The organism is Trinickia dinghuensis, from assembly GCF_003367175.1.
In the GTDB taxonomy this organism is placed as follows: Bacteria; Pseudomonadota; Gammaproteobacteria; order Burkholderiales; family Burkholderiaceae; genus Trinickia; species Trinickia dinghuensis.
In genome coordinates this window covers 305,508-320,614 of the sequence record NZ_QRGA01000001.1, presented here as the reverse complement: position 1 = coordinate 320,614, position 15,107 = coordinate 305,508, and the positions used below count along the sequence as shown (strand labels likewise).

Annotated in this window: 14 protein-coding genes; 6 read left to right on the top strand and 8 right to left on the bottom strand. The window is 56.3% G+C overall.

The window, feature by feature from the left end:
- The first annotated feature begins 137 nt into the window (after positions 1–137).
- Positions 138–665: an Lrp/AsnC family transcriptional regulator gene (locus tag DWV00_RS01410; RefSeq protein ID WP_115531744.1), complete on the top strand. Its 528-nt coding sequence runs from the start codon at positions 138–140 to the stop codon at positions 663–665.
- 214 nt (positions 666–879) lie between these two features.
- On the top strand, positions 880–2,295 hold the full coding sequence (glnA, locus tag DWV00_RS01405) for a type I glutamate--ammonia ligase (protein ID WP_115531743.1): 1,416 nt from the start codon (positions 880–882) through the stop codon (positions 2,293–2,295).
- A 148-nt stretch (positions 2,296–2,443) separates the two neighbouring features.
- On the opposite strand, the gene DWV00_RS01400 is transcribed toward glnA, so the two are convergent.
- On the bottom strand, positions 2,444–3,010 hold the full coding sequence (locus DWV00_RS01400; RefSeq protein ID WP_115531742.1) for a helix-turn-helix domain-containing protein: 567 nt from the start codon (positions 3,008–3,010) through the stop codon (positions 2,444–2,446).
- A gap of 599 nt (positions 3,011–3,609) precedes the next feature.
- Between DWV00_RS01400 and DWV00_RS01395 the strand changes: the two genes are divergently transcribed.
- On the top strand, positions 3,610–4,692 hold the full coding sequence (locus DWV00_RS01395) for a branched-chain amino acid ABC transporter substrate-binding protein (protein ID WP_245964713.1): 1,083 nt from the start codon (positions 3,610–3,612) through the stop codon (positions 4,690–4,692).
- A gap of 50 nt (positions 4,693–4,742) precedes the next feature.
- Here DWV00_RS01395 and DWV00_RS01390 read toward each other — a convergent pair whose 3' ends face one another.
- Positions 4,743–5,645 carry a LysR family transcriptional regulator gene (locus tag DWV00_RS01390; RefSeq protein ID WP_115531741.1) on the bottom strand — a complete coding sequence of 301 codons (903 nt, stop codon included), beginning with the start codon at positions 5,643–5,645 and terminating at the stop codon, positions 4,743–4,745.
- A gap of 175 nt (positions 5,646–5,820) precedes the next feature.
- Here DWV00_RS01390 and DWV00_RS01385 point away from each other — a divergent pair, with 175 nt between their 5' ends.
- From DWV00_RS01385 to DWV00_RS01375, 3 genes are all read left to right on the top strand, one after another.
- The gene (locus DWV00_RS01385; protein WP_115531740.1) at positions 5,821–6,846 is read left to right on the top strand and encodes a carbon-nitrogen hydrolase family protein; all 1,026 of its coding nucleotides are present in this window, start codon (positions 5,821–5,823) and stop codon (positions 6,844–6,846) included.
- Positions 6,847–6,940: 94 nt separating this feature from the next.
- Entirely contained in the window at positions 6,941–7,930 is a 990-nt protein-coding gene (locus DWV00_RS01380) for a molybdopterin-dependent oxidoreductase (RefSeq protein ID WP_115531739.1), read from the top strand.
- A 44-nt stretch (positions 7,931–7,974) separates the two neighbouring features.
- On the top strand, positions 7,975–9,153 hold the full coding sequence (locus DWV00_RS01375) for an aminotransferase class I/II-fold pyridoxal phosphate-dependent enzyme (protein WP_115531738.1): 1,179 nt from the start codon (positions 7,975–7,977) through the stop codon (positions 9,151–9,153).
- A gap of 229 nt (positions 9,154–9,382) precedes the next feature.
- Here the strand turns inward: DWV00_RS01375 and xopAK are convergent, their stop codons facing one another.
- The 6 genes from xopAK to DWV00_RS01350 all read right to left on the bottom strand — a co-directional run bounded on the left by xopAK (position 9,383) and on the right by DWV00_RS01350 (position 15,102).
- A complete protein-coding gene (gene xopAK / locus DWV00_RS01370) occupies positions 9,383–9,934 on the bottom strand; it encodes a XopAK family type III secretion system effector (RefSeq protein ID WP_115531737.1) in 552 nt (183 codons plus the stop codon).
- Positions 9,935–10,499: 565 nt separating this feature from the next.
- Entirely contained in the window at positions 10,500–10,661 is a 162-nt protein-coding gene (locus DWV00_RS33865; RefSeq protein ID WP_181885313.1) for a hypothetical protein, read from the bottom strand.
- Between the two features lie 126 nt (positions 10,662–10,787).
- Positions 10,788–11,480, bottom strand: a complete 693-nt coding sequence (locus tag DWV00_RS01365) for a response regulator (protein WP_115531736.1) — start codon at positions 11,478–11,480, stop codon at positions 10,788–10,790.
- Positions 11,481–11,491: 11 nt separating this feature from the next.
- Complete coding sequence (locus DWV00_RS01360) at positions 11,492–12,655, bottom strand: M24 family metallopeptidase (protein WP_115531735.1); 1,164 nt, start codon at positions 12,653–12,655, stop codon at positions 11,492–11,494.
- 24 nt (positions 12,656–12,679) lie between these two features.
- The gene (locus DWV00_RS01355; protein ID WP_115531734.1) at positions 12,680–14,212 is read right to left on the bottom strand and encodes an amino acid ABC transporter permease/ATP-binding protein; all 1,533 of its coding nucleotides are present in this window, start codon (positions 14,210–14,212) and stop codon (positions 12,680–12,682) included.
- A gap of 50 nt (positions 14,213–14,262) precedes the next feature.
- Positions 14,263–15,102 carry an ABC transporter substrate-binding protein gene (locus tag DWV00_RS01350; protein ID WP_115531733.1) on the bottom strand — a complete coding sequence of 280 codons (840 nt, stop codon included), beginning with the start codon at positions 15,100–15,102 and terminating at the stop codon, positions 14,263–14,265.
- Positions 15,103–15,107 lie beyond the last annotated feature (5 nt).

The window sequence follows — 15,107 nt, the reverse complement described above, 5'->3', positions numbered from 1 at the left end:
GCAACTACTGGCACGCCGCGAGCGGCGATCGAAGTCGAGATCCTCCGTAAGACGGATGATGCGACGGGCGGTGCCCTGGTCAATTGCTACTGAACAATCGGGATACTGCTCGCGGTCGTCCGTGCAGGAATACGGTCATGCTGACACAATCTAAGCGCCTCGATAGGATCGATATTGCGATTCTCGGTCAGTTGCAAAAAAACGCTCGCATTACGAATGTGGACCTCGCACGATCCGTTAATTTATCGACGACCCCTTGCTTTAACCGTGTTAAGAACATTGAGGCTCTTGGGTTGATTCGGCAGCAAGTGACACTGCTCAATCCAGAACGTCTGGGCTTGAGTCTCAACGTATTTATAAATATCAGCCTCGAGAGACAAGTCGAAGACGCGCTACGCCACTTCGAGCACGAGATATCGGCACGCCCAGAGGTAATGGAATGCTATTTGATGACAGGGGATGCCGACTACTTGCTGCGCGTGGTTGTGCCGGATACGAAAGCGCTAGAACGCTTCATTTTGGAACATCTCACAAAAATCAAAGGAATCTCAAACATCCGATCGAGTTTCTCTCTCAAGCAGGTTCTTTACAAAACCGATCTTCCATTGCCGGCCAATGGACTTACGTTGAACGATGAAGATTCGACGTCTGAAGAGTGGCTGTAACGATGGGTGCGTCGATGGCCAACTGTTCGGCGCTTCAGTGTGTGAAGCTCGATATCTTCACGCATAACGACACCCATGTTCGCCGATACGCCGACCACCGATACATACACGCGGGACCGCATTGCACCGCATGAGCACATCGCAGCTACGCGATGAAGATGAATCCCGACGGGTCGAAAAATACCACCAAATTCGTTAACAAGGAGTAGAGGATATGAGTAAGACTGTCGCCGACGTCATGCAAATCGTCAAAGACGAGGACGTCAAGTTCGTTGACTTCCGTTTCACAGATACGCACGGCAAGGAGCAGCACGTATCTGTACCAAGGTCTGCATTCGGTGAAGACAAATTCGAGAGCGGCCATGCATTCGATGGTTCATCGATCGCGGGATGGAAGGGCATCGAAGCATCGGACATGCTGCTGATGCCTGATCCCAACACGGCTTTCATCGATCCCTTCTACCAAGAGCCGACGCTTGTGATGACTTGCGATGTCGTCGAGCCGTCCGACGGCAAAGGTTACGAAAGAGATCCGCGCTCGCTAGCCAAACGCGCCGAAGCGTATCTGAAGAGCACGGGCCTTGGTGACACGGCCTTCTTCGGTCCGGAACCGGAATTCTTCATTTTCGACTCGGTTACGTGGAACGTGGACATGTCGGGCTGCTTCGTCGAGATTGGCTCCGAAGAGGCCCCGTGGTCTTCGGGTAAAGAGCTCCAGGGCGGCAATAAGGGGCACCGCCCCGGGTCGAAGGGAGGCTACTGCCGAGTGGCACCGGTCGATGAGTTCCAAGACATTCGCTCGAAGATGTGCCTGCTACTTGAGCAAATCGGCGTACCCGTCGAAGTTCACCACCACGAAGTGGCTGGTCAAGGTCAGAATGAGATCGGCACAAAATTTTCGACACTCGTGCAGCGCGCCGACTGGACTCAACAGTTTAAGTACATCGTGCGTAACGTCGCGCACAACTACGAGAAGACTGTCACGTTCATGCCTAAGCCCGTCGTCGGCGACAACGGCTCGGGCATGCACGTGCACCAGTCGATTTGGAAGGACGGTCAGAACCTGTTCGCAGGCAGCGGCTATGCCGGCCTATCGGAGACGGCGCTTTTCTATATCGGCGGCATTGTCAAACATGCCCGCGCGTTGAACGCAATCACGAACCCGACGACGAACTCGTATAAGCGTCTCGTGCCGCATTTTGAGGCGCCTGTGAAGCTCGCCTACTCGGCACGCAACCGTTCCGCTTCGATCCGTATTCCACACGTGTCGAATCCGAGGGGGCGTCGCATCGAAACGCGCTTTCCGGACGCGATGGCAAATCCATATCTGTGCTTTTCAGCGTTGATGATGGCGGGGCTTGACGGGATCCAGAACAGAATCCATCCGGGTGAGGCTGCCGACAAGAATCTGTACGATCTTCCTCCAGAAGAGGATGCGAAGATTCCGACGGTGTGCGCGGGCCTAGATCAGGCTCTCGAAGCGCTCGACAAAGATCGAGAATTTCTGACACGCGGTGGCGTCTTCACCGATTCCATTCTCGATGCTTACATCGCGCTGAAGGAGGGCGAACTGCAGCGCTTTCGAGTGACAACACACCCGATCGAGTTCGATATGTACTTCTCGCTGTAAGCCATTTGACGTGCTTCGCCTCTTGAGGGAAGGCGAAGCACGGTTCCGATGGGTTACGCTGGTAGGCCCCAGCCTTGGCCAAAATGGCCGGAACTGGGGATATCAGTTGCATCCCGGCACTCCATCCGCACCGCGGGAACCCGAGAAACTACCGCCGCACCAGCGCTACCACATAGACGCACGGCTTGGTCCCCGGATTAACGAAGGTACACGGAGCCGGCGGTCCAAGTTGCAGGCAATCTCCCGCATGGAGTTCATGCGTCAGTTCGCCTTCTTCAAAAATCAGCTTGCCGCTGCGTACCCACACCTGCTGATAAAGAAAGGCGAACGCCGAAGATGGATACGACACACGCTCCCCCCCAGGTAGCGTGACTTCGATCAGCTCGAGCATTCCCCCAACCCGCGGAGACACCGCGCGACGTGTATACCCTGTCTCTGGATCCTGCCAAACCGGTTGATCGGCAGCACGGCAGAGTCGCTCCCCCGTCTGTTCGGAAAGAGCTAGGAGCATTGACAACTGAAGGCCAAATGCACCGGAGAGACGCCCCAGTATTGTTGCCGAAGGGCTGGTCTCATCCCGCTCAATCTTACTGATCATCGCCTTCGAAACGCCGGAACGTTCAGCCAAATCAGATAGCGACCATCCGCGTGACTCGCGTTCGATTCGCACGCGGTTTGAAATCGCCGAAGTTGGGTCCGTGGGTTGTCGGTTCATGGTTGGGAGGTCATTTTTCAGACGGAATTGCCCTCATTGTATGGGCAATCCGTTCCGCTCAAAGCAAGGAGGCGCGCGATATGGCATCCAGGCAATGCACCTGAGGATGTTGGCAAGCTCGGGGCTTGATCGCAGTGTAAGCCACACCTCGCAACGACTCTTAGGTGCCCGATCGTACACAATAGTAGACGACATGCCAACACGCGCAAGACACGCTTGCAGCATTGACTCTATCAGAAGTGCTCACACGGCGCGTGAGGCTCGCTCACGTGCTTTCTCCTATGCGGCACACACAGCTAGGACGGATCACCCAAAGAATCGCCAGCCGGAAGAACAAAATTGTTAACCGCTATAAATTACGGCATTGATTCATTTACTTATTCTTCTCCTGTCGTTCTAAAATAAACAAGACGTCAAAAATTCATGGGTTTTTTGTGAACATCATTCTGTCGAAGTATTTGTGATTTATTAATTAAAGGGTGGCTTATTGGGTGTGAGTGGGGGTGGTGTGGATTTATAATATTATCAGGAGACAGATTATGAAGACCGGTTTGTTTTGTGTTTGCAAGTTTTTGGTCGTGCTGCCGATATTCTTTACGATGCAGACTCCTGCGTTGGCAGACGACCTGATAGAGATTGGGTTTGTTGCAGGATTGACAGGTGGATCCGCTCAAATCGGCAAGGACGAAGAGAATGGTGCTCGTCTCGCGGTCGAGGAAATCAACAAACAGGGGTTGCTTATAGGTGGCGAGAAAGTCGTACTGGCATTCGACGCGCAAGACGACGCAGCGGATCCGCGTACTGCCACCCAGGTTGCTCAAAAGCTTGTCGACGACAAGGTCGTCGCCGTCATCGGCCATCAGACATCGGGCACCTCCATTCCGGCGTCGAAGATCTACAGTGACGCCGGAATCGTTCAGATCTCACCCGGAGCAACGAATCCCGCGTACACAAAACAATGTTTCAAGACGACCTACCGGGTTGTCGCAACTGATGCACAACAAGGGCCGGCGCTTGCTAACTATGCGAAACAGCAGGGCGTAAAAACCGTCGCGATTGTCGACGACGCCACGGCATATGGGCAGGGCCTTGCCAGTGACTTTGAGAATCGAGCAAAGGCGATTGGCATCAAGGTGCTTTCGCACGACGCGACGAACGACAAGGCCGTCGATTTTCGAGCAATCCTGACGAAAATCAAGGGCGAGAACCCGGACGCGATCATGTACGGCGGTATGGACGCGACGGGGGGGCCGCTTGCCAAGCAAGCGGGCCAACTGGGTCTTCGTGCGAGAGTGCTTGCCGGAGACGGTGTTTGCTCCGATGGTCTTTCAACTCTGGCCGGCGCCGCGACCGACAACGTCGTCTGCTCCGAGGCCGGTATGGCGCTCGAGAAAATGCCCGGTGGCGACGCTTTTGAAGCGAAGTACGAAGCTCGCTTCCACCAGCCGATCCAGGTCTATGCTCCGTTTTCGTATGACGCTGTGTACATCATTGTCGATGCGATGAAGCGTGCGAACTCGACCGCACCAGCAAAAATTCTGGCCGAAATGCCGTCGACGGATTACAAGGGCGTGACGGGTGAAACCACGTTTGATTCTAAAGGTGATCTGAAGCATGGCGCGATTTCTTTGTATGGATTCAAAAACGGTAAGAGAACGCTGCTCGATGTAATAAGAATGTAGGGTCGCGTATTGGTGCGTTCCGGGGTTACATACCTCAGGCGATGTTCTGGTCAAATGTTTGATATGGGGAAATCTCTCATGAAGATTTCCCCGAGAAAAGCAAGCACTCGCCGGATGCGAGGCACCCTTCGCACATACCGATGCGTACTCATCCATACGTCCCGGTGCACTTCAATACGATCTTTAAGAATGGGAACGAGCCCGAAGCGTTCCGCATGCGCGAACGCGGGGAGCATCACAATACCCGCGCCTGCGGCCGCGGCGAACATCTGGGACAGCATGCTGCTCGAATAGAAGTCGATGGCCGGGTTGGCGATCGCATCATCGAGCCACCGCACTGCCTCCAACTGAATCAGGTCATCAATGTACCCAACGAATACCTGGTTGCCTAACGCTTTGACCGAGCAGGGTGTCCCGTGCCGCGAGAGGTAGTCGGAACTCGCATATAGATTCAATGCAAAACGCCCGATTCGAGAGACCTCTAGGTTGGTTCCCCGCGGCTCGAAGAAGCTGAGAAAAATATCGGCTTCGCGCTGTGAAATGCGCACCTCATTGGAGGACGTCACGAGTTCGATGGAAATTCGAGGCTCCTCTTGTTTGAAACCTGCGAATTGTTCACTCAGATAGAGCGACGCGATACCTTCCATTGTAGCGATTCGAACGTGCCCCGCCGGACCCGGCGTGCCGCTTTCGAGCGTGTCTGCCAGTGTCAGCAAGTTGGCTTCGACCGCCTCGACGTGTTCCAGCATGGCTCGCCCTTGCGCATTGAGTCGGCAGCCTGTCCGATCCCGCTCGAAAACCGGCGTTTCCAGCGCGAACTCGAGCGCGGAAACTCTCCGGCCGACGGTGGCGTGGTCCATGCCGAGACTACGCCCCGCGCGCGAGAGGTTACCGGTTCGAGCGACCGCCAAGAAGACGCGCAGGTCGTCCCAACTCAGTCGGTTGATGTTCATGGATCCGTCCACGTCGCTCAGTTGAGGACATATTGTGGCTGTGCAAATTTGCACAGGCTAGTGATTCTTTTCCACTTCTGCGAGCGCGTCCGGCTGCATAGACTGTGATCGAGGCGCGGTGATGTCCACCGTCGGCCTCGATCACTGAAAACAGCGCACTTAAAGAGTCCGACTCATGTCCAGTCTTCCCGTCGTCAAAGTTGCGGCCGCGCATGTGGCATCGGTGTTTCTCGATCGACGCGCGACGGTCGCGAAGGCGCTCTCGCTGATCCGGGAGGCTGCCCGAAATGGTGCGCAGCTCGTAGCGTTTCCCGAGTCATTCGTGCCGGCATTTCCTGTATGGGCGTCGCTGTGGGCTCCGATCGACAATCACGATCTGTTTGAGCGCTTCACTGAGGAGAGCTTATACGTCGATGGGGCTGAAATCGCAGGGATTGCAGCCGAAGCAGGGCGTTGCGGGGTTTTCGTGTCGCTCGGGTTCAGTGAACGCTCGCGTGCAAGCGTCGGTTGCATGTGGAACTCGAGCGTACTCATCGACGACCACGGTGTGATTGTCAATCATCATCGTAAGCTCGTGCCGACATTCTACGAAAAGCTCGTTTGGGCAGCGGGTGATGGGGCGGGCCTGCAAGTCACGCAGACTCAAATTGGGCGCATCGGGGGCTTGATCTGCGGCGAGAACACGAACCCACTTGCCAGATACGCCCTCATGGCGCAAGGCGAGCAGATTCATATTTCAAGCTGGCCTGCGCTTTGGCCGACGCGCCGCCCGGCGAGTGGCGGCAATTACGACAACGTCGCCGCGAATAGGCTGCGCGCGGGCGCGCACTCGTTCGAGGCGAAGGCGTTTGGGATCGTCTGTGCAGGCTACATGGATACCTCGATGCGCGATTTTCTGGTTGACCGCGACGCCGGGGCCGCTGCCGTGCTTGATGGGTCGCCTCGAGCAGCGACAATGTTCGTCGATCCGACGGGTGCGCCGCTTGGGGATCTCCTATGCGAGGAGGAGGGCATTGCGTATGCCGAGTTCGATCTTGGTCGTTGCGTTGAGCCGAAGCAGTTTCATGACGTGGTCGGCTACTACAACCGATATGACGTCTTTTCTCTGACCGTCGACCGAACTCGACAGGAGCCCGTCAGGTGGAGCGAGCGCATAACTTCATCGACGTCGTCCGATCCTGACGTAACTGCGCTCGGATGATCGTGTAAGCGCGATTGCTTACGGAATTCGGGCGCGCTATTAATCTGCGAAGCTGCGCGTCGGCCTTCCCCTGGCCTGAAAGGTAACAGGAATCATGAAAGCGAGCGACACCGTTCGAATCACGCACGCGGGGTATCTGTTGCAGGTACCTGACCGCGGGGTCCATGCATTGACAGAGTATGTGACGGACGATGAAAAACTCTTCATCGTCACCCACATGGCGCTCATCGAGATTGATCCTAGCGCGTGGTGTTTGAGAGTTGACGGAATGGTGCGGCGACCATGCGAAATTACCCTCGAACAAATCCTTTCTCTACCTCAGTACGAAGTGACTTCAGTTCACGAATGTGCGGGTAGTCCATTGACGCCCCTGGAAGCTAAGCGTCGAGTTGGCAACGTTGTCTGGGCTGGACCACGGCTATCCGATGTGCTGCATGCATGTGGCATAGAGCAGGAAGCGTCATACGTGTGGAGCGAAGGACTGGAGTGGGGCGAGTTTGCGGGTATCCAGAATCAGCCTTTCGTCAAGGATCTTCCGATCGAAAAGGCCCTTGCACCTGAAGTGCTTCTTGCCGTAGCAATGAACGGAAGGCCGTTGCGTGCTGAGCGTGGGGGGCCCGTTCGGCTGGTTGTACCAGGATGGTATGGGACAAACTCTGTGAAATGGCTAGGTAGGATTACGCTCGCCGGCACACGTGCTCCTGGCCCATATACGACCCGCTTTTACAACGATCTCACACCCACCGGCTCGCGGCCTGTTTGGCAGATCGCCCCCGAATGCGTGGTGGTGTCGCCAGCCAATAACGACTCGGTGACTTCTGATCGCCAGATCTGTATCGAAGGGTGGGCATGGGCCGATGCCGGGGTCATCAGGGTCGAAATTAGTGTCGACGGAAGGCAAAGTTGGGCCGAGGCGGAACTAGATGAGCGCCGCGACTTCGGCTGGCAACATTTCCGCTTCCATTGGACTCCCGCTGCGGGCGAGCATCAGCTCTCGTGCCGGTGCTTCGATGCGCATGGCGCCGGCCAACCGGACGCATCCGCGCGGAATGAAATTCATTCGGTTGTCGTTTCCGCCTCCTGAACATTCCGTCAACTACTGATTTCACGCTTCAACGCGAGCAGGTTATGCCGAAAAATCTGAGCACCAAACTGATTCACGACGATTACTTCCCCCCCGTCGGCTATCAAGCGGTTCCACCCGGTGTATTCAAAGGGTCGACGGTACTGTTTCCCGATGCCGTCACTGTGCGCGAGCGTATGAGGGCGTTCGGCCGGCGAGACGGATACAGCTACGGTTTATATGGAACGCCCACGACCTACATCTTGGAACAGCGTCTGTGTGCACTGGAAGGGGCACGTCACTGCCTGTTGGGGCCGAGTGGACAGGCCGCGATCGCCCTCGTCAATCTTGGCCTGCTTGCGGCGGGTGATGAATTGTTGCTGCCGTCCAACGTATATGGTCCGGCTCTGCGGCACGCCCGTACGACTTTGCCTCCTCTAGGTATCACGCATCAGTGCTACGACCCAATGGATCCCGCGGATCTAGAGCGCAAGCTGGGGCCGCGAACGAAACTGGTATGGATGGAAGCGCCAGGCTCCATCACCATGGAGTTTCCCGATCTTCGCAAGCTCGTAGCGATTGCGAAAGAAAATGGAGTGGTAGTGGCGCTCGATAATACGTGGGGAGCCGGTGTCGCCTTTAAGCCTTTCGAGCTCGGCGTCGACATCAGCATCCATGCACTGACGAAATACCCGTCTGGTGGTGCCGACGTACTGATGGGCTCGGTAACGACGAATGACGACGCCCTTCACGAGCGACTTCGCATTGCCTATCTCGACTTGGGCATGGGCGTCGGAGCGAACGACGTGGAGTTCGTATTGCGTGGCTTGCCGACCCTTGAGGCGCGCTACCATTTACATGACGCGAGCGCGCGTAGTCTGGCCACATGGATGGCGAGCCAACCGGCCATCGGGCAGGTACTTCACCCAGCGCTGGATTCGTGCCCTGGACATGAACATTGGGCGTCGCATTGCAGCCTCGCGGCAGGACTCTTTTCCGTACTCTTTAAGAGCGGCTATGCCTCTTCACAGGTCGATTCCTTCTGCGACCGCCTCAAGCTGTTTGGAATCGGCCTGTCTTGGGGAGGGCCAATGAGTCTGGTTATGCCGTACGATCTGCCGAGCATTCGCAGCGGAAAGGGCTGCTATGAGGGCCATCTGGTCCGCTTTTCGATCGGTCTCGAAAATACCGATGATCTACGGGAAGATCTGGAGCAGGCTATGAAAGCGAGCTTTGGCCGTTGAATTTTGAGCTCGGCGAGTGCTCCGCATCTGTATTGAGCCTCGCCCGATACGACGAGGCATCGCTTGCCACCTGTTCGGATTCCGATGATCTTTCGAACCCGGCAACGATGGGCCTCACTTCGTCTTCCGCTTTAAAGGTCGAGTTGAGGCTTACGTGGCGACGGGGGAAGACCGCCGCCAACCTATTGATGAGCTGGCACTGACCGCTGGCGGGAATCGCTCGAGTGCTCTAGTCATCGCTCTGATACAGAATGTTCTTCGAGAAAAGAATACGATCAGAAGTCATCAGCACGTGAAGCATGTTTTCCTCCCCATGCTCGTCGTACTCTCCTTCAAGCTGATGAAGTCGCACACCGCGAATATCGTAGTGCCCGCGCAATGAGAGTAATGCCCTCTCGGCGCTCAGACTACCCGGGTGCCCGGCAGGAAGTATCATCCCCCCAACCAGATAGTATTGTCGCTGGACGGCACCACCATTTCTCATCTTGCTGTCGAGGTGGTGCAAGACTTCCGACGCTTCGGCGCGCCCGTCATAGTGGTGAAGCCCGAGGATTGCTTGCCCGTGCGCATTCCACCCTCGTGCGCACACAGCGATACAGGTAGATAGGGCCGTCGTCCCAATCCCACCAAATCCGCTGGTGCTGGCATTGACTACCTCGTACTCGTCGAGGTCAACATCCTTGATAGGGTAATTCGGCTGATCGGGAGATCCACGGACCTCTCGGATTTCGCTGCTTGCGAACAAGTCGGCATGCGACCTCTCCAACTGCCGATACGGCATTCGGTCCCGGTCAGTCAATTCGCCGGGCGCGAAGTAAAAGTCTGCACTTCTAGCGCGCGCGGCTGTCTGCAGTCTGATGCTTTCCCCAAGGCGGTAGAGTTCATCCGAGGGGGATCCATGGAGGCGCAACGCGCGGCTCGGCCAGCTGTCCGGCGAAGGCGGAGGTGAAAGCGAGCTACTGGTGGCGCCATCGTCATCCCTGACCTGGGATCTTCGAGGCTGGAGCCCACCAAGCGCACCGTCCCGTGGTGAGATGCCCGAGGGGTGCCGTGTCGACGTGCCGGCCGTTGATCGCTGGTGATCTGAAGATGAGTCGCTGTGTGACGTTTCTGATTTATTACCGAAGATTCGACTAAGCATAGAAGGGAGATCTTGGTTTGCGGGAAAGCAACTGGAGCGAGACCATACTCAATCCGGGCCTCGTTTTGGCATGTCATCGTCAAGGTGCGGCTGGTTTCGCAAAGCGGCTTGTTTCAAGTTCTCTGCCACGCTCCGACAGCATCCAACGCTGGTAGAGCGCTGCAGCTTTCCCAGCGGTCACGCTCGGACGCTTTGCGCAACCGGGTTACACATGGAGAGTGCGGAACACCATGCAAGCATTATTTTTAGCGCGTACCGGATGGAAGATCGATTTTGACAACGAAAATCCACCTCCCGAGGCGAAGAAGATCTGGTGCTCGAGAAGGCGCTGAGCGAGCGCGCGCTGGGCGGCGAGATGAACCATCATCTTGGCTATCCGCCCTGTTCCGTTAAGCCGACTAACTGTCCGGAGACAATTCCCTTTGTCGACGGTTGTGGTTGAAACTCATTGAAAGGCCTGCCGGGCGAACTTGGCACACAGCATTGGAAGCCTTCATCGAGGTACAGCAACCGTGCTCGACTTGGTGTTCTCCAAAAAGTAGCCAACTCCTCGCATCGTTGTGATGCAAACTCCGCTAGCCCGAATTTTTGCTCGCAGACGATGCACGGAAACATCGACCGCATTCTGACCGACGCTACGGTCCCGTCCATAAAGAAGGTCGATCAGTTGTTGTTTCGACACCAACCGGCCGTTGCGCTGGATCAAGATCTCGAGAAGTCCGATCTCCCCAGCAGACAATTTGAGAGGACGGCCATGCAACGTCACGCAACGGTCGACTTGATCGAACGATAGTGCGCCGCGCTCTATAGCGCTCGGACGTCCGCAGCGGCCTCGTCGAATAAGAGCCCGAGCGCGTGCCATCAATTCTTTCAAGGCGAACGGCTTGGGCATGTGGTCATCCGCACCAAGATCCAGCACGCGTACTTTGGCTTCTACGTCACATGTTCGGCTTAAAACGAGTACCGGTAGACGCGTGTTTCTCGCGCGCAGTCGATTGAGCACCTGCACGCTAGGCATCCCCGGAAGATCGAGATCAAGGATCAGCAAGTCGAACGTTTCGGCAGCTAGAACGGTGTCGGCCACCAATCCGCTGGATACGCGATTCACAGCGTATCCAGCGTGCCGTAGTGCCGCCTTCATGTTGTGGGCGACCCGCTCTTCAGCTTCGGCGATAAGAACTCTCATATACGATGAGGCTAGCTGAGCCGCCACATCTCGCGCGGCGCCCTGATTGTCAGCACGTCGGCAAAGCCGTCTTCGGTGATCGCGATATTTTCTTCGTGAACGATCAGCTTGCCCTCCTCATACTCCATTCCAGGCTCGATCGTGATCACCATCCCCGGCTCAAGCATGGCTTCGTCAGCCTCGCAGTTCGATGGGGGCTCGGTAAGCTGTAGCCCGAGTCCATGCCCGAGGCGGCCTGCGTTATTGCCGCGCATGCCGGCCGCATGAAGTACCCGCATCATGGTTTGCCAAAGATCACGAACTTTCACCCCTGACCTTGCCGCCTTGATTCCAGCTTCCGTCGCATCCCAAACTGCTTCATTGGCGCGCATTGCTCGATCGGCAACCTTGCCGACGGCGTAGTTGCGGTCGAAGTCGCAGAAATAACCGTCCACGGTCGCACCAACATCGATGATGAGCACGTCTCCATCACGCAACTCGCGTTGCCCACCTCGTGCAATGATCTGGTCGTAGCCCCCTTGTCCTGAAGCACAAGCGACATAGGGCACGCTGTGAGCGCCTTTTTGGAGAATATCCACGGTTAGACTGCGGCAAACCTCAGCCTCGGTCATTCCCTTGCTCGCGTAAGAAGCCACCGCTTCAAAGGAGTGGCTTACGATGTGTCCCGCGAGCCGAATTTTCTCGATCTCGGCTTTCGATTTGATGTTCCGCACTTCCCAGATGCACGGCGCGCCGTCGACAATTTGAACACCGCTCAACAAATCGCGTAGGCGAAGAAAATCAAGCACCGGCATCCGCAAAAATGACTCTCGACCAAGTTCAAAGCCGATCTTGGCGAAGCGCCGCGGCACACTTTCGAGCACGGAAGCCAACAACGTCACGCCTTCGTCTTCAGGCCGCGGCGACGGCCAAGTTTTGATGCTGCCGGCAACGCATTGCTTCATCGCAACTTCGGCGATTTCTGGAATCACCGCGATGGTCGAGCCCTGGGCTGGAATGACTAGGAACCACGGGCGGGCGGGGCTCTCCCAAAACTGACTGTCCAAACCCGTGAAGTAGCGAAAATTGGCGGGAGCAGTCAGCACCAGGGCATCGAGTTCCCTATGGCGCATGCTGGCCTGAACCCGCGCCGCCCGGTTCTCAAATTCGCAATTAGGAAACGAAAGATCATTCATTTTCAGCTATCTCCTCCACTACGATCACGCAGTTGCGCTTTGCTCGACTCGATAACCCTTTAGGAATCGACCGACTCTCGAGTCGCGTGGCATCGACTGGTAGTCGGCCGGAGACATGTCGTGTGCAACAATGCCTCCCTCCATGAACAGGACTCTGTTGGAGACCTTCATTGCAAAGTCGATTTCGTGAGTCACGATGATCATCGTCATACCCTCGCGGGCGAGGTCTTCAATCACGTGCAGCACCTCGCCGACGAGTTCAGGATCAAGTGCGGAAGTGGGCTCGTCGAACAAGACGATTGACGGCTCCATCGCGAGCGCTCGGGCAATTGCAACGCGCTGCTGCTGACCACCGGAGAGTTGGTGCGGATACTTGTTCGCGTGGGCGCCCATGCCGACCTTGTTGAGAAGTCGCATGCCATGGCGTTCCAACATATCGCCCTTCATCTTGGCGTGATACGAGGGTGCGAGCGTGACATTTTCAAGCACGGTTCGATGAGGGAAGAGGTTAAAGCTCTGGAAGACCATTCCGACATGGAGAATGCCTTCGTGGTAGGCGGAGCGCGCTTCGCGGCTGAGAGCCGACTTGTGGCTCGACAAAAACGGCTTGCTGTTGAGACGGACGTTGCCGTCGTCGAGCACCTCCAGACCGTTTAGAGTGCGAATAAGCGATGTTTTTCCCGAGCCGGACGGGCCAATGACAGAGACAACCTCCCCCGTCATAACTTTCAAGTCAATGCCTTTGAGTACGTGATGCGTGCCATAGTGCTTGTGGACGTTGACCGCCTCAATTGCCGGTAGTGGTTTCCGCAATTCCGCCGCCGCCTCAATCGGCACGACGGTTTCTGAGATGGCTGCTTCATTGGCGTGGATGTCACCACTTCGCCGGGTGAAATCGAGACGCTTTTCCAGGCAACCGAGCAAGTAGCCGAAAACGGTAACGATCACCACGTAATACATCGCAACAGCGAGCATTGTCTCGAGTACTTTGAAATTCTGCGTGTAAAGGCGCTCGCCAACAAGCAGGATCTCCTCGAGCGAGATTACGGACACCAAAGACGTGAGCTTCACGATGCTGATGTACTCGTTGATCAGTGCCGGCAGCGCAACGCGAAAGGCCTGTGGCAAGACAACGAGGCGTTGGAGTCCAAAATATCCGATTCCGAGCGCTTTGCCTGCCTCGAGTTGTCCCCGCTGAACGCCTGCAAGTCCACCGCGATGAATTTCCGCGACGTAGGCTGTTTCGCTCAACGCTAGGGCAATCAGTCCTGCCCAAAAGGAGTTGGAGAAAAACGACCCCGTCCACGGAACCATTTGGGGGATGTTGTAGACGAAAATTAGCAGTACGAGCAGAGGGAGACTGCGGAAGAACCATACATAGCTGCGGCAGAACCATGCGACTAGGCGCCATGTCGATTGCTTGCCGAGCGCAAGCACGAAGCCGGCCACGATACTGATCAGCCAGCTTGCAATGCTGAGCTTGATGACTAGCCAGGCGGCCGTCCAGAAGTCCGCATAGGTCAGAAGTGAAAGGGCATAACGCCAGTCGAAAGTCATTTGTGTCTCCTACAATGTAGCCCGATATCTCTAGTAACCGCGTTGGGCTTTTACTGTGCCGTTCCCAAAGCTTTGGCGACTTCCACATCGGTGGGGGCGGTTACGTGGTACTTCTTCAGCAAAGCTTGGTATTCACCCTTGCTTTTCATTTGCGCGATCGCCGATTCGATTTGCGATTTCAGCTCTGCGTTGCCCTTCCTCAGCGCGATGCCGCACACCACGGGATCAAGGGGACCATTCGAGGTGACCTTCAGGCGACCGCCCGAGCGCTCGACGATCATGCCCGCGATTGAGACGTCTTCGTATTGGGCGTCGACACCGCCGGACAGGACCGCTTGGGCCGTTTCCGCGGATGTGTCGTATTCACGAACCTGCACAGCCGGTTTGCCTTGAGCGACGCAATATTTATCCGATGCATTGTTTATAAACTTAATCCAGGCCGCGCCGTTGATCGAACCGATGCGTTTTCCACAAAGATCCCCAACGGTTTTCGGATTCAGCCCGCTGGTCGCGCTGACCATCAGCGATCCCCCGGTCATGAAGTACGGCACATAGTCGACGACCTTCGCACGCTCAGGCGTCACATACAACGCGGATGCCACGATGTCGTAGCGATTGCCCGTGATGCCGAGGATCAGATTTGCGAATCGCGTGTCCACAAATTTCGACGTGTCCTTCATGTAGGACGCCACCGCTCCGATGAATTCTGGGTCGAAGCCGCTCGGCTTACCGTGGTCGGAATAGGTGTAGGGCGGCAAAGTCATGTCGCTTCCCACGGAAAGCACGCCCGGAACAAGTGTGGCCGCTGCCATTGCGGTGCCGCTGATGAACATGCAGACAACGGAAATGGCCGCGAGCGACAGCGAACCGGCCAACGATCGATTTTTCATGCAGA

Bases quoted from the DNA above. Each gene is read 5' to 3' on its own strand.
- DWV00_RS01395 (WP_245964713.1), top strand. From the start codon at position 3,610: ATGCAGACTCCTGCGTTGGCAGACGACCTGATAGAGATTGGGTTTGTT.
- xopAK (WP_115531737.1), bottom strand. From the start codon at position 9,934: ATGCCGTATCGGCAGTTGGAGAGGTCGCATGCCGACTTGTTCGCAAGC.
- DWV00_RS01380 (WP_115531739.1), top strand. From the start codon at position 6,941: ATGAAAGCGAGCGACACCGTTCGAATCACGCACGCGGGGTATCTGTTG.
- DWV00_RS01385 (WP_115531740.1), top strand. From the start codon at position 5,821: ATGTCCAGTCTTCCCGTCGTCAAAGTTGCGGCCGCGCATGTGGCATCG.
- glnA (WP_115531743.1), top strand. From the start codon at position 880: ATGAGTAAGACTGTCGCCGACGTCATGCAAATCGTCAAAGACGAGGAC.
- DWV00_RS01360 (WP_115531735.1), bottom strand. From the start codon at position 12,655: ATGAATGATCTTTCGTTTCCTAATTGCGAATTTGAGAACCGGGCGGCG.
- DWV00_RS01400 (WP_115531742.1), bottom strand. From the start codon at position 3,010: ATGAACCGACAACCCACGGACCCAACTTCGGCGATTTCAAACCGCGTG.
- DWV00_RS01355 (WP_115531734.1), bottom strand. From the start codon at position 14,212: ATGACTTTCGACTGGCGTTATGCCCTTTCACTTCTGACCTATGCGGAC.
- DWV00_RS01410 (WP_115531744.1), top strand. From the start codon at position 138: ATGCTGACACAATCTAAGCGCCTCGATAGGATCGATATTGCGATTCTC.
- DWV00_RS33865 (WP_181885313.1), bottom strand. From the start codon at position 10,661: ATGATGGTTCATCTCGCCGCCCAGCGCGCGCTCGCTCAGCGCCTTCTC.
- DWV00_RS01350 (WP_115531733.1), bottom strand. From the start codon at position 15,102: ATGAAAAATCGATCGTTGGCCGGTTCGCTGTCGCTCGCGGCCATTTCC.
- DWV00_RS01375 (WP_115531738.1), top strand. From the start codon at position 7,975: ATGCCGAAAAATCTGAGCACCAAACTGATTCACGACGATTACTTCCCC.
- DWV00_RS01365 (WP_115531736.1), bottom strand. From the start codon at position 11,480: ATGAGAGTTCTTATCGCCGAAGCTGAAGAGCGGGTCGCCCACAACATG.
- DWV00_RS01390 (WP_115531741.1), bottom strand. From the start codon at position 5,645: ATGAACATCAACCGACTGAGTTGGGACGACCTGCGCGTCTTCTTGGCG.